Origin of the sequence: Pedosphaera parvula Ellin514, from assembly GCF_000172555.1 — a bacterium.
Lineage (GTDB): Bacteria > Verrucomicrobiota > Verrucomicrobiia > Limisphaerales > Pedosphaeraceae > Pedosphaera.
Window position 1 is genome coordinate 1 of the sequence record NZ_ABOX02000086.1, and the last position, 14,028, is coordinate 14,028.

At 51.3% G+C, this 14,028-nt stretch carries 15 protein-coding genes; 14 read left to right on the forward strand and 1 reads right to left on the reverse strand.

Annotated features, from left to right (window positions below; translation table 11 throughout):
• Positions 1-570: 570 nt before the first annotated feature.
• The 6 genes from CFLAV_RS30790 to CFLAV_RS34500 all read left to right on the forward strand — a co-directional run bounded on the left by CFLAV_RS30790 (position 571) and on the right by CFLAV_RS34500 (position 5,832).
• Positions 571-2,361, forward strand: coding sequence for a glycine--tRNA ligase (locus CFLAV_RS30790; RefSeq protein WP_007418859.1), 1,791 nt, complete (start codon positions 571-573; stop codon positions 2,359-2,361).
• Entirely contained in the window at positions 2,362-2,862 is a 501-nt protein-coding gene (locus tag CFLAV_RS30795) for a DUF2127 domain-containing protein (protein ID WP_007418860.1), read from the forward strand.
• Between the two features lie 65 nt (positions 2,863-2,927).
• Entirely contained in the window at positions 2,928-3,701 is a 774-nt protein-coding gene (gene larB, locus CFLAV_RS30800) for a nickel pincer cofactor biosynthesis protein LarB (protein WP_007418861.1), read from the forward strand.
• 40 nt (positions 3,702-3,741) lie between these two features.
• The gene (gene larC, locus CFLAV_RS34495; protein WP_040550947.1) at positions 3,742-4,239 is read left to right on the forward strand and encodes a nickel insertion protein; all 498 of its coding nucleotides are present in this window, start codon (positions 3,742-3,744) and stop codon (positions 4,237-4,239) included.
• A 1-nt stretch (position 4,240) separates the two neighbouring features.
• Positions 4,241-5,176, forward strand: a complete 936-nt coding sequence (gene larC, locus CFLAV_RS33755) for a nickel pincer cofactor biosynthesis protein LarC (protein WP_237712488.1) — start codon at positions 4,241-4,243, stop codon at positions 5,174-5,176.
• A 17-nt stretch (positions 5,177-5,193) separates the two neighbouring features.
• Positions 5,194-5,832, forward strand: coding sequence for a Trm112 family protein (locus CFLAV_RS34500; protein WP_007418864.1), 639 nt, complete (start codon positions 5,194-5,196; stop codon positions 5,830-5,832).
• 37 nt (positions 5,833-5,869) lie between these two features.
• Here CFLAV_RS34500 and CFLAV_RS30820 read toward each other — a convergent pair whose 3' ends face one another.
• Entirely contained in the window at positions 5,870-6,205 is a 336-nt protein-coding gene (locus CFLAV_RS30820) for a Rieske (2Fe-2S) protein (protein WP_040550952.1), read from the reverse strand.
• A gap of 135 nt (positions 6,206-6,340) precedes the next feature.
• Here CFLAV_RS30820 and CFLAV_RS30825 point away from each other — a divergent pair, with 135 nt between their 5' ends.
• The 8 genes from CFLAV_RS30825 to CFLAV_RS30860 all read left to right on the forward strand — a co-directional run bounded on the left by CFLAV_RS30825 (position 6,341) and on the right by CFLAV_RS30860 (position 14,000).
• Entirely contained in the window at positions 6,341-7,540 is a 1,200-nt protein-coding gene (locus CFLAV_RS30825) for a bifunctional 3,4-dihydroxy-2-butanone-4-phosphate synthase/GTP cyclohydrolase II (protein ID WP_007418866.1), read from the forward strand.
• Positions 7,541-7,552: 12 nt separating this feature from the next.
• Positions 7,553-8,038, forward strand: coding sequence for a 6,7-dimethyl-8-ribityllumazine synthase (ribH, locus tag CFLAV_RS30830; protein ID WP_007418867.1), 486 nt, complete (start codon positions 7,553-7,555; stop codon positions 8,036-8,038).
• Positions 8,039-8,249: 211 nt separating this feature from the next.
• A complete protein-coding gene (locus CFLAV_RS30835; RefSeq protein ID WP_007418868.1) occupies positions 8,250-8,963 on the forward strand; it encodes a carboxypeptidase regulatory-like domain-containing protein in 714 nt (237 codons plus the stop codon).
• A gap of 78 nt (positions 8,964-9,041) precedes the next feature.
• Positions 9,042-10,106, forward strand: coding sequence for a COX15/CtaA family protein (locus CFLAV_RS30840; protein WP_007418869.1), 1,065 nt, complete (start codon positions 9,042-9,044; stop codon positions 10,104-10,106).
• Positions 10,107-10,128: 22 nt separating this feature from the next.
• Positions 10,129-11,034 carry a heme o synthase gene (cyoE, locus tag CFLAV_RS30845; RefSeq protein ID WP_007418870.1) on the forward strand — a complete coding sequence of 302 codons (906 nt, stop codon included), beginning with the start codon at positions 10,129-10,131 and terminating at the stop codon, positions 11,032-11,034.
• 120 nt (positions 11,035-11,154) lie between these two features.
• Positions 11,155-12,993, forward strand: a complete 1,839-nt coding sequence (locus CFLAV_RS30850) for a cytochrome c oxidase subunit I (protein WP_007418871.1) — start codon at positions 11,155-11,157, stop codon at positions 12,991-12,993.
• Positions 12,994-13,015: 22 nt separating this feature from the next.
• A complete protein-coding gene (locus CFLAV_RS30855) occupies positions 13,016-13,795 on the forward strand; it encodes a cytochrome c oxidase subunit 3 (protein WP_007418872.1) in 780 nt (259 codons plus the stop codon).
• A gap of 16 nt (positions 13,796-13,811) precedes the next feature.
• Entirely contained in the window at positions 13,812-14,000 is a 189-nt protein-coding gene (locus tag CFLAV_RS30860) for a hypothetical protein (RefSeq protein WP_007418873.1), read from the forward strand.
• Positions 14,001-14,028 lie beyond the last annotated feature (28 nt).

The following is a 14,028-nucleotide window of genomic DNA, read 5'->3' on the forward strand; positions in this document are numbered from 1 at the left end:
GCAGTCCCGTGCGAGTTTGCCACTTCACCCCGCGTGGCCTTAAAAGGAAAGTCGGGTTATCTCGGGTTATCTCGGGTTATCTCGCGCTATCTCGCCCTAACTCGGGTTATCTCGGATTGAAAAAGTTGGAAAGGAATGATGAATGCACACTCAGAGGAAATTGCGGAAATGTATAAAATAAAAGCATTGGAGATGCGCGTCAGGTTTGGATTGGGCCAGTTGGTCTCAACGCGCATGGTTCGTTGCTGGCGAGCATGTTCTGCAGGTAGTGGAGGTAATGAGTTCGGTAGGTATCGGAAGCCAACGGAAGCCAACGGAAGCCAACGGAAGGTATCGGAAGGCCCAGGAAATTTCGAATGGCGAGTTTCGATTTTCGAATGGATGGGTCTAACGCCACATAACGGTGGATAACGGTGGATAACGCCAGATAACGGTAGAAAATTTTTTATGGAAAGGTGTTAGATGGCTGGTTCAATCAAAATCTTATCATCGAAGGATGAAATGAAGGTGGCGGGGTGTTGTTCCGTTCCCTTGACATGAGGCTTTCGTTAAAGAAAACTGCCTGTTCTTATGGCCGAACCAAAGACCAATGAATTGATGGAAAAGATTGTATCGCTCTGCAAGCGCAGGGGATTCGTGTTTCAGTCCTCCGAGATCTACGGGGGCATCAATGGTTTTTGGGATTACGGTCCGTTGGGCGCGGAGTTGAAACGGAATGTGAAAGAACTCTGGTGGACCTCGATGACGCGGTTCCGGGAGGATGTGGTCGGGCTGGAAGCGACGATCATCATGTCGCCGGATATTTGGCGGGCGTCGGGGCATGTGGATACTTTTGCGGACATGATGCGGGAGTGTCCAATGACGAGGAAGCGGGTTCGAGCGGACCAGGTGGATCCGGTGTCGGGCGTGGTCTATCGGTTTACTGGGGCCAAGGCGAAGGCGACGGGATTTACGGTTGAGAAGGCATTTGCATTTTTGTTGAAGAAGGGGGAACACCCGGAGAGTGCGCGCAAGAAGGCGAAGGAATTTTATGCTTTGGGGTCTATTGATGCTGGGATGAAGGACCTGGCCGGGATTGAATTGATCGGTGAAGCAACATCAGCGGTGGAGAATTCCGTCGATTTTCATCCTGAGAGCAACGTGATGCTCAGTGAAGCGCGTCCTTTCAATTTGATGTTCAAGACCTACGTGGGGCCAGTGGAGAGCGAGGAGAATGTCGCTTATCTGCGTCCGGAGACGGCGCAGGCGATTTTTGCGCAGTTCAAGAATGTGCTGGAGACGTCGCGTCAGAAGGTGCCGTTTGGGATTGCGCAGGTGGGCAAGGCTTTTCGCAATGAAGTGACGCCGCGTAATTTTACCTTCCGCTCGCGTGAGTTCGAGCAGATGGAATTGGAATTTTTTATCAAGCCGGATGAAGCCATCGAGGCGATTAGTGGCACCGTGGCGAAACCGGAGACGAAGGGGCATCCGGGCGAGCCACAGTCGAACTGGGGTTGGCAGATGTGGCATCAATATTGGGTAGAAGAGCGGATTAAGTTTTACGACAACATTGGTTTGCCACGCACGACGTTGGAAGAGTATTGGCAGAAGCCGGAGGAACTGGCGCATTACGCGCGGGCGACGGTGGATTTGCTGTTCAAGTTCCCGTTCGGCACGCAGGAATTGGAAGGGATTGCGGCGCGAAGTGATTTTGATTTGAGCCAGCATGAACGTTTTTCGCGCAAGCCGATGGGAGTGTTTGATGATGATTTGCGCGCGGCCTGGGCGAAGTTGGACGACGTCAAGAAGCAGGAGTTGACCAAGCGCTACTACGAGGCGCGGGCGAGGTATTTGACCAAAACCGGCATGGATTCGGAGAAGGCAGCGAAGAAAGCCAAGGAAGATGCTGAAGGTTTGGCGAAGGGACAGTATATCCCGCACGTGATTGAGCCGTCGGCGGGTGTGGACCGATTGATCCTCGCGTTGATCAGCAATGCGTATGCTGAGGAAGAAGTCACTGATGATAAGGGCAAGGCGGAGACGCGCGTGGTGATGAGGTTCCATCCACGGGTTGCGCCAATTAAGGTGGCAGTTTTGCCACTGCTGAAGAACAAGCCGGAGTTGGTGGCGAAGTCGCGGGAAGTATTTGAATTGCTGCGTCGTGAAATGAACGCGTTTTATGATGATGGTGGAGCGATTGGGCGCCGGTATCGTCGTCAGGACGAAGCGGGCACGCCGTTCTGTGTGACCATCGATTTTGATACGCTGGGAGAGAAGCCGGAGTTGCTGAACACCGTGACTTTGCGCGATCGGGATACAATGCAGCAGACCCGTGTGAAGATTGACGAGTTGTTGCCTATGCTGTTGCAGAGGGTTCGATAAATGGCACAGGCTGAGCAGAAGCTGAAGGAACAGCCGATAAAAAAGCGAGCCCCGGTGCTCTACTTTATTATCGGGTTCAAGTTGTTGAAGGGGTTACTTCTCCTCTTGGTGGCACTGGGTGTGTACAGTCTTTCCGACAACAACCTGCCGGAGGAGTTTCGGAGCCTGCTGCAGTTCCTGCATCTGGATCCGGAGAAACAGTTCTTTTCAACATTGGCAAACAAGCTGAGCGACATCACACCCACCAACCTGCTCTGGGTTGCGCGCGGGACTTTTATTTACAGCTTGTTCTCGCTCGTGGAAGGCATCGGACTGGTCTTTCGCGCGAGTTGGGCGGGTTGGCTGGCGATTGGGGAATCGGCTTTTTTCATTCCGATCGAAGTGAGGGAATTGATGCATCAGCTACATTTTTCCTGGATCATTTTTAGCATCCTGATCCTGAACATTTTTATCGTTTGGTACCTGTGGGCCAACCGCCATCGACTTTACCGACATCATTAAAAACATTAGCTGCCAAGTTAGTTTTCGCTAGTGACCGGGGAAGGACTCAGTGGCAATATTAAAGCGTGACAACAATTGAAGCCATCAAACTGCTGGAGAAGTTTCGCGCGGGAGGAGTCAGTCGCGAAAAGGTGTTGCACGCTTTCCAGGCGGCGCCTTCGGTGGATTTGGGTTTTGCGCAGGTGGATATGCATCGAGCGCTGAGGAAGGGATTTCCCGAGGTCATTTTTGGTGCTGGCAAAACGCCAGAGCAGGTGGTCGGGATTGCGACGAAGATTTTGGAAAGCGAAGAACGCGTGTTGGTCACGCGAATTCAGGAAGAACATGCGCGGGCTTTGCGGAAAAAATTCAAGAAGGCGATTCATCATTCCGTGGCGCGCTGCGTGACCCTCGAGAAGAGCCCGCATACCAAGCGGCCTGGAACAATCGCTGTCGTTTGCGCTGGCACCAGTGATTTGCCGGTGGCGGAGGAAGCGGCGGTGACGGCTGAAATCATGGGGAATACGGTGGATCGTATTCCGGACGTGGGGGTGGCGGGGTTGCACCGGTTGTTTGGCCGCCTCGAATTAATTCAGAGCGCAAACGTCATTATTGTGGTGGCCGGGATGGAAGGGGCATTGCCGAGCGTGGTTGCCGGCATGGTTTCCAAGCCAGTTATTGCCGTGCCAACGAGCGTGGGTTATGGCGCCAGTTTTGGCGGTCTGGCGGCGCTGCTGGGAATGCTCAATAGTTGTGGCAGTGGAGTAACGGTCGTAAATATTGACAACGGTTTTGGCGCCGGCTATGCGGCGAGCCAGATCAACGCTTTAGTGGAACAAAATATGAAGTCGGTGGTCTAAGATTTGAACCGAGTTGCGGTGGTTGTTCGGGCGGACACATATGAAAACTTTGTATCTGGACATTTTCAGCGGCATCAGTGGCGACATGTTGATCGGTGCGTTGATCGATCTGGGTGTGGATGAGCATCGGTTGGAGCATGAATTGGAGAAACTGGGTCTTGATGGATATCATCTTCATGTCCGGCGGGGGCAGAAAGCCAACATTGATGGGGTCAAATTCGATGTGCACTTGAGTCATGAGCATGGCCACGGCCACGGCCATGACCATAAGCACGAACACGAGCATTCCCACAGTGGCGGAGTGACACACACACACTCGCATTCTCATACTCGCTCCGACGAGCATGGGCATCAGCACGGAGAGCATGAGCATGTTCACTCGCATGAAGAGGAGCCTGGTCACCATCATCATGAACACGAGGAGGGGCATGAGCATTCCCACTCGCATGATCACGAGCATGCCCACGACGACATCATGAGCATCGCACGAGCACAGCCGGAATTTTGCGCAGATCAAGGAATTGGTCCGGCACAGTGAATTGTCGGATTGGGTGAAGGAGAAGACGATTGCCGTTTTTCAGCGGATTGCAGTCGCTGAAGGGAAGATACATGGTTTGCCACCGGAGCAGGTGCATTTTCATGAAGTCGGCGCGGTGGATTCCATTGTGGATATTGTCGGAGGTTGCATTGCATTGGAAATGTTGGGCAAACCGAGAGTGTTGGCAGGAACGGTGGTGGAAGGATTTGGCTGGATTAATTGTGCGCATGGGAGGTTTCCGATTCCGGCGCCGGCGACGTTGCAGATCTTGGGAGCGCGCGGGATTGGAGTAACCCAATGCGAAGAACCGCAGGAACTCGTGACTCCGACCGGCGCGGCGATGTTGGCCGAGTTCGCTGAAAGTTTTGGCCCGATGCAAGGATTGGTGGCAGAGAAAGTTGGGTTTGGGCTGGGTACTCGGGACAACAAGACCCGTCCCAATGTGTTGCGTGCCATTCTGGGGCAATCATCGACGGAAGCTGCAAGCGTGAACGATTGGGAGACGGATACGATTGCCGTGCTGGAGACGAATCTGGATGACATTAATGCCGAATTGTTGGGGCATTTTGTGGAGAAGGCATTTTCGGCCGGTGCGCTGGATGTTTTTCATACGCCGATCCAGATGAAGAAGAACCGGCCGGGGGTGTTGCTGACGATTTTGTGTGCGGCAACGGAGGCGGATAGGTTTGCGGAGTTGATGTTGCGGGAAACCAGTGCATTTGGAGTGCGCCGTTCCATCGCTGAACGTCGTAAATTGCGGCGTGAATTTGTTACCGTAAAGACCACTTATGGCGAGGTGACAGTGAAGCTTGGCAAACTGAATGGCAAGGTGGTCCAGGCCGCCCCGGAATATGAGTCGTGCAAAAAGCTTGCAGAGGAGCAGGGAATTTCGCTAAAGCAGGTCTATGAGGCGGCACTTAAGCACGCCCAAATATAAGGAAGACGGTGTCGGTCATGAAACAGATCAATTCATCTGCGGAACTGAAGGCGGTTTTGAAAGCAGATAAGGTCCTGCTTTTCGTTCATTTCGAATGGTCGAGTTCCTCCCGTTACGTTCTCTGGAACCTTGAGGAGTGGGAAAAGGAAAGTGACTGGGCCAACGGAGAATCTGCTTTCGAGATTTATTGGCTTGAACCCGACGAACATCCGGACACCTGGAAGTGGATTGGAGAAAACGCAGTTAATCTGGACCAGGAGAATGGCTATACGGGTGGACTGGTGTGGCTGAGAAACGGGGCCGTGGTTGGAACGGTGGAGAATCAGGAATTTCCCGGGCTCCGAGAGTTAAAGCGTTTGACAAAATTGAGGTTGGGGATTGAGGAGAGGGCAGGGCAAAGCAGCGTGGTGGATCCGGAATTATTAAGGATATTGTGTTGTCCTGAAACTTATCAGGATATCAAAGTTGCCGAGGCGGCAGTGATTGAAAAAATCAATCAGCAGATTTTTACAGGAGCCTTGCGAAATCGCCGAGGTCAGGTGATTCGAGAAGTTATAGAGGGCGGATTGGTGCGAGCGGATGGAAGGTATCTTTATCCGATACGCCACAACATCCCGATCATGCTGGTGGATGAAGCAATTCCCCTGATTGGGTGACGGTGGCGCTTTGAGTTGAACGGCGAAATTGAGAAGCTCAGCCGACCAGCCAAACTTCGCCATCGACGACTTCAATCTTCAGGGCTTTCAGGCTGGCGCCTTCACAAGGGCCCCGGACGCAAAGGCCCGTGAGCGGTTCGTAAATTGCATTGTGGGTCTGGCAGACGAAGCTTTTGCCATCCCGTGAAAAGAAGCGGCCGTCATCGTAATCGAGCGATAAGGGCAGGTGGCGGCAACGGTTTTCGTAGGCGACCAACTGGCCTTGAAAACAAACAACAAAGCCTTCGGTGGGCTTTCCTTTGAGAGCAAATTCAAACTTTATGGTTTTGCCTTCAGTCAATTCATGCAAAGAGGCAATTTTCTGTTTGCGCACGGTTGCCACTATAGCTGTTCCAAGGTCAAAGCAAAGTAGAGAAGGTGAGTCCCGGGGTCGCCGCATTTCAGCAATGCGTTTAAAAAGCATTTGTTACTGGAAATTGCGGTCAGGACGGCTAGTTTGTTCCCGGTTATGAAAAACTGGCTTAATTCGATCGAATCCGTCCTCGGCGATTTGCGCAAAGGCAAAATGGCCATTGTGGTGGATGATGAAGACCGTGAAAACGAAGGCGATTTGATCATGGCGGGAGAGTTTGCGACGCCTCAGGCCATCAATTTCATGGCACGCTTCGGGCGCGGATTGATTTGTGTGCCCACCACTTCGGAACGGTTGAAGCAATTGGGGATTGAAGAGATGGTGGTCCGCAATCGCGAAAGTTTTAAAACTGACTTCCAGGTAAGTGTGGATGCGGCGGAAGGGATTACCACCGGAATCAGTGCCGCAGACCGGGCCCGAACCATCAATATCATGGCGGACCCGACGGCAGTTCCCAATGACCTGGTGCAGCCTGGTCATATATTTCCCTTGCGAGCAAAGCCGGGCGGAGTGTTGCAACGTTCCGGTCATACCGAAGCCGTGGTGGATCTGGCGGTGTTGGCCGGGTGCAGGCCTATCGGCGTGCTCTGCGAGATCATGAATGATGACGGCACCATGGCGCGGTTGCCGCAACTCATCAAATTTGCCAGGAAACATAAGCTGAAGATTTGCACTATCGAGGAATTGATCAAGCATCGTCGCAGCCGGGAGAAGCTGATTGAGCGAGTTGAAGTGGTGAAGATGCCGACGGATTATGGTGAGTTCGATCTGTATCTATACCGGTCGAAAGTGGATGATCAGCATCACCTGGCCCTCGTTCGCGGTGATGTAGCCGGGCAGAAGAAAGTGTTGGTGCGCGTGCACAGCGAATGTCTGACCGGCGATGTATTTGGTTCGCGCCGGTGCGATTGCGGACCGCAGTTGCAACAGGCCATGCGCATGGTGGCGGAATCGGGCAGGGGAGTGGTGGTGTATATGCGCCAGGAAGGCCGGGGCATCGGACTGGGACCGAAGATCAAGGCATATAAGCTGCAGGAACAGGGCTATGACACTGTGGAAGCCAACAAGCAATTGGGTTATGGCATGGATTTGCGCGAATACGGATTGGGTGCGCAGATTTTGGCGGACCTGGGCATCAAGAACATTCGGCTTTTGACGAATAATCCCAAAAAGGTTGTGGGTTTGGAAGGTTACGGAATGGAAATTGTGGAACAGGTTCCGATCAAAATCCGGCCCAATCCCCATAATGCGAAATATTTGAAAACCAAGCGGGAGAAGCTTGGGCATTTACTTTAAAATTTTAATCAAATGTTAAAAGCATCGAAGATAAAAACGACAACCGCCACAGGCGGAAGGTTTGCCATTGTCGCTTCCACATATAACGCCAAATATGTCGACGCGATGTTGCGGGCTGCGCAAGCTGAATTGAAAAAAGCGAAGGCAGAATCGGTTGAAATCATTCGCGTGCCCGGAGCCTACGAGATTCCGGTGGTGGCAACCAAATTGGCGAGAACCCAATTGCCTTCGCTGTCAGCCATCATCTGCCTCGGCGTTATTTTGCGAGGCGCAACAACGCATGCTGAGCATATTGGAAGTGCCGTGAGTAATGCGTTGATGCAAATTCAGCTTCAACATGAGATACCTGTAATTCATGAAGTGCTGCTGCTGGAGAATGAGCAACAAGCAAAGGAACGGTGTTTGGGCAAGGAATTCAATCGCGGCACGGAAGCAGCGCAGACTGCTTTGGAGATGGCGCGAGTGATACAAAAGTTGAATCTATCCGGCTCGCTTTAGCTAATTTTGCAGGTTGATTCAATCCACTGCAAGTCATTCACGGATAATAGCTTGTCGTTTATATTGAGTTTGTTTCTGCTGATGAATAGGAATGACTGGGCACAAGTCGAATGGGTGGAAAGCGGAGCTTGTGAAAAGTTTCACACCTCGCTAGAGCGACGAAAATAAGCGGATGTTATTTTGCACCCCCGTTGGAGTACGACAATTATCTATGAAAATGAACCCTCGGTTTCTAATCCTCCCTACACTTTTAGCTGGTTTAAGCGCTGCTTCCGCAGCTGATGTCACTGGAACAGTTACCCTCAAGGGCACTCCTCCTCCTGAGAAGGAAAATACGGCGGTTACCAATGATCCGAATTGTGGCAAGTTGCACAGCGGCCCGGTAATGACACAGTTTTATGTGGTCGGAGCGAACGGAGGTTTGAGAGACGCGATTGTCAAGATTGTTAACGTGACCGGCAAATCTACCGGTGAATCCGCTGCTCCTGCAGTAATCGATCAAAAAGGTTGCGAATACGTTCCTTACATCCTCGCGGTTCAAACTAATCAAAAGATTCTGATCAAGAACTCGGATCCAGTTTTGCACAACGTGCATCCGACTCCGACGGCCAGCGGCAACAAGGAAACCAACAAGGCTCAAATGCCTGCCGGACCTGACCTCACTTTCGTATTTCCCACGGCTGAAGACTTCCTGCGCTTCAAGTGCGATGTTCATCCCTGGATGTTCGGTTATGTGACTGTGGTTGATAGCCCGTACTTCGCCGTGACGGACAAAGATGGCAACTTCAAGATCTCCAATTTGCCCCCAGGCAAGTACAAGATTGAAGCCTCCCATCGTAAGGCTGGCAAAGTTGAGCAGGAAATCGAAGTGAAAGATAGTGGCGCGAAAGCTGATTTCACTCTCGAAGTTAAAGAAGCCAAATAGTCACTCTTGCATTGCCAAAGCCGCTGCGGCACGTTGGCTGCAGCGGCTTATTTTTCCCTTTAATTCCCAGTTAAAAGCATGGCTCGTTCAGTAAATAATCCCTGGTTGAATCGCTTCGCGGTTTTCACTGCTTTTGCGACGCTGGTATTAATTTGCATTGGTGGTTTGGTCACCAGTCATGGAGCGGGCATGGCGGTGCCTGATTGGCCCACGACTTACGGCTATAACATGTTTGCCTTCCCGATATCGAAGTGGGCGGGAGGTATTTTTTACGAGCACAGCCATCGGTTGGTGGCGTCGGGAGTTGGTTTTCTCACCTCAATTCTAACCATTTGGCTCTGGGTGAAGGAATCACGCCGCTGGCTGAGGTGGCTGGGAGTCATTGCCTGGCTTGCGGTGGTTTTGCAGGGAGTGTTGGGTGGCCTGCGGGTAGTGCTTTATAAAAACGAGATTGGGATTTTTCATGCCGCGCTTGCCCAAGCCTTTTTTGTTTTGGTTTGCGCCATCGCCCTTCTCACGAGCCGGTGGTGGAGCACGCTGCAGGACAGGATCACGGCCGAAGTGGATCATGGGGGATTGCGGCGATTGTTCCTGTTTGGGACTTGCTTAATTTTCGTTCAATTGGTGATTGGTGCGACCATGCGCCATCAGCATGCCGGGTTGTCAATTCCTGACTTTCCGCTGGCTTATCATAAGCTTTGGCCGGCGATGGACCCCGCTTCGGTTGCTTCCTATAACCAGCAGCGAGAAGAAGTAAACGCGGTCAATCCCATCACGGCTTTTCAGATTGGCTTGCAGATGGTGCATCGCATCCTGGCGCTTTTGATTTTTGCTGCGGTTGCTTTTTCAGCCTGGAGTGCACGCCGGCAGGTAGGATCGAAGAATCCACTTTCAAAACTTAGCCTGAGTTGGATCGGGTTAATTTGTGTGCAGATTTTTCTTGGTGCATACACCATCTGGTCTAATAAAGCTGCAGATGTGGCCACCACGCATGTGCTTGTGGGTGCCCTTTCATTGGTAACCGGCACGATGTTGACCATTGTCTCATTCCGGCTTTTAATTCCCGCCCGTGCGGCAACTAAAACGGTGGCAGAACCTGCAGGTTCTGCTTTCGTATCCAGCAAAGCCGCCAGTGCCAAATGAACAAAGTAGAAGTAGTTACGAAATGAAAGCCACTGCTCAGCCCATGGCAGCAACGACGACGTCCGCAGAAAAGACGCGTTGGGCGGTATTTTCCGACCTGATCAAGCTGCGGCTTACGTTTTTGGTTTTGGTGACCACCTTTGTTGGATTCTATATTGGATTCCGCGGAAGCCTGAACTTTTTACTTTTGCTGCATACGATGCTTGGAACCGCTTTGGTGGCAAGTGGCGCGGCCGCCTTGAACCAATTGCTGGAGCGTGAACACGACTCAAAGATGCGTCGAACTGAGGATCGCCCGTTGCCGTCCGGTCGTATGAAGCCGAGGACGGTTCTCTTGCTGGGAGCAGCATGTGGGGGCTTGGGGCTGATTTATCTGGCGCTGATGGTTAATCTTCTTACCAGCGTCTTGGGGGCGATTACCTTGGGAAGTTATCTGTTTGTTTACACGCCTCTCAAACGTAAAACGACCCTGAATACCGTCATTGGAGCCATTCCGGGAGCATTGCCACCATTGATGGGGTGGACAGCGGCGCGCGATGAAGTTACGTTGGGTGGCTGGTCGTTATTTGCGATTCTTTTCTTCTGGCAACTACCGCATTTCTTTGCGATCGCGTGGATTTATCGCGAGCAGTATGCACATGCCGGATTCATGATGTTGCCGGTGGTTGATGTGAGTGGTGAGCGCACGGGGCGGCAAGCCGTTAGCAACGCATTGGGATTACTCCCGGTGAGTCTGGCTCCTTTTGTTTTGCATCTGGCGGGTCCGATTTATTTATTCGGAGCCTTCGTGCTGGGGCTGGCTTATTTGTGGTATGCCATTCAGTTTTCACGACAGTTAACAGTGCCGCGGGCTCGACAGTTGTTCTTTCTTTCGATTCTTTATCTGCCCTTGCTATTAGGGCTGATGGTTTTTGATAAAATTAAATAACCTAATACGTGTTTTCTTCCGTTGACCTTGGAAACAGTACTGGCTAATTTAGCGGTCTTAGATTTTTGTTAAGTAAGTAATGTTAATACTTGGGTATTTGTTGAACAAGTAATCATAATAATGAGTATGCAGGCATCCAGTCACGCTCCCTCTTCCGCCCATGCTGCAGTTCATCATGATGAGCATCATCATGAACTGGGTTTTTGGCAGAAGTACGTTTTTTCCACTGACCACAAAGTCATTGGGATCCAATACGGCATCACCTCGTTGATCTTCCTGTTCCTGGGATTTTCCTTGATGATGATGATGCGCTGGTCCATTGCGTATCCGGGCCAACCACTCCCATTAGTTGGCGCGCTTCTTCACAAAGTGCTTGGTGATGCTGCGGGTGCGGTAATGAAGGACAATGTGCTCATGGGGTACGCCATGACGCCTGACCTTTACAACTCCTTCGGCGCCATGCACGGCACGATCATGATCTTTTTAGGTGTCGTTCCATTGGCATTTGCTGCGTTTGGTAATTACGTCGTTCCCCTTCAAATCGGCGCGCCCGATATGGCGTTCCCTCGTCTGAACATGGCCAGTTATTGGGTTTATTTTCTGGGTGGCGTGATCATGTTGGTGAGCTTTTTTATTCCTGGTGGTGCAGCGCAGGCGGGTTGGACATCGTATCCGCCGCTGGCTACCGCAATTCCCACTCAAGGACAAACCTGGTGGTTGGTGGGCATGGTGATGTTGATCACATCCTCGTTGCTGGGGGCCGTAAACTTCCTGGCCACCATTATTCAGTTGCGCGCTCCGGGCATGACTTGGATGCGGTTGCCATTTTTCGTTTGGGCGCAGTTCGTTACGGGCTTTCTGTTGCTGTTGGCGTTTCCCCCGCTGGAAGCTGCAGGTATCATGCAATTGATGGACAAGGTGGCTCACACCAGTTTCTTCCTGCCGACCGGATTGGCAATTGGAAGTCTTGGGCATGTTAGTGGTGGTGGGAGTCCATTGCTCTGGCAGCATTTGTTCTGGTTCCTTGGACATCCTGAAGTGTATGTCTTGATTCTGCCGGCGATGGGTATTGTGACGGAAATCATCGCGAACAATACGCGGAAGCCAATTTGGGGTTACAAGTCACTGGTTTATTCCTCGCTGGTAATCGGCTTCGTCTCCTTCATCGTTTGGGCTCATCATATGTATATGACGGGGATGGGCACGAAGATCAGTACTTTCTTCCAGACAACCACGATGATCATCTCGATTCCGTCAGTGATCATTTTGACCTGTATCTTCCTCTCTCTGTGGGGTGGTTCGATCCGCTTCAATGTTCCAATGTTGTTCGCGCTGGCATTTCTGCCGATGTTCGGCATTGGTGGTCTGACTGGATTGCCACTGGGATTCAACTTTAGCGATATTCATTTGCACGATACCTATTACGTGATCGCTCACTTCCACTACGTCGTGGCTCCAGGGACCATCTTCGGTCTGTTTGCAGGTATCTATTATTGGTATCCCAAGGCAACTGGCCGGTTCATGAATGATACTCTGGGCAAGATTCACTTTTTCTGTTCCTTCCTGTTCATGAATTTGTTGTTCCAACCGATGTTTGCTCAAGGCATGGCCGGTATGTTGCGCCGTATGCATGATGGTGGCGCGAATTATTCGGCTGCAACCACCACTCTGGGGGCTTCGCTCCCTGAAAGTGTTCTAAAAATGAACGTGACGGTATCCATTGCCGCCTGGTGTCTGGCGCTGGCGCAACTGCCCTTCATCTTCAACTTTTTCTGGAGCATGAAGAAGGGCAAGCGAGTCACATCGGATAATCCCTGGCAGGCAACAACGTTGGAATGGCAAACGCCAACTCCCCCTCCTCATGGCAATTTTGCAAAGCCTATCTCGGTTCATCGTGGGCCATATGAGTACAGTGTGCCTGGTGCCAAAACTGATTTCACTCCGCAAACCGAAGCTTAACCGATAATAGAATTACTGATTCATGGAAATCCCATACACAGCAGAGGCTCGTCCCGATACGGGGCTCTATAATGCGAAGGTAGGAATCTGGTTGTTCCTGGCGTCTGAAGTGATGTTGTTCGGCGCGTTATTCTCAACCTACATTTTGTTGCGGGTTGGCGCTGATCCGGGCACCTGGCCGCACGGGTTGCTGGATGTGCGCCTGGGCACCATCAACACGATCGTCCTGATTTGCTCCAGCATCACGGTGGTCATGGCTTGGGCTTCGTTGAAGTTGAAGAATTTTGCGAAATTCAAAATGTTTCAGGCGATCACGTTGATTTGCTCGCTGATGTTCCTTGGTATCAAGTCCTACGAATATCATGACAAGTTCTCTCACTATGAAGTGCAGTTGAATGACGGACGTGTCGTGGACGGCCACATGGTGGAAAATGGCAAAGAGGAAATGGTGATTCATGGTCACTTCATTACCCGGGAAGAAGAAGCAAAAGTAACTCACGCCTGGCAGGAACGTGAGATTAAACACGAAGAAATTAAGATCAAGAAATCTGATGTGAAGTACATGGAAAACTATGGTCCCTGGCACAGCACCTACATGGCCATCTATTTCACGTTGACGGGTCTGCATGCCTTGCACGTCATTGGTGGCGCTTTGGTGATCGGTTTCATTTGGGGTCCTGGATCCAAGATGTGGAAGACAGATCCAGAGCGTTTTACCAACCGAGTCGAGGTTTCCGGCCTGTTTTGGCATTTCGTCGATCTGGTCTGGATATTCCTATTTCCTGTTCTTTATCTCCTCTAACCATTTGAAGAATACTATGAGCGATCATCACAGCCATGATGCAATTCAACAGCACGTTAAGAAATACCTATTCGTATTCTACTCCCTGATTGTCGGCACAATCGTTACTGTATGGGCCTCAACCTGGCACATTGATAGTGTTGCGCTGACAGTGGCGATTGCACTGGTCATTGCCTGCGTAAAGGGGTTTCTGGTCGCGCGTTAGGGCATGCATTTGATGTCGGAAAAGAAGA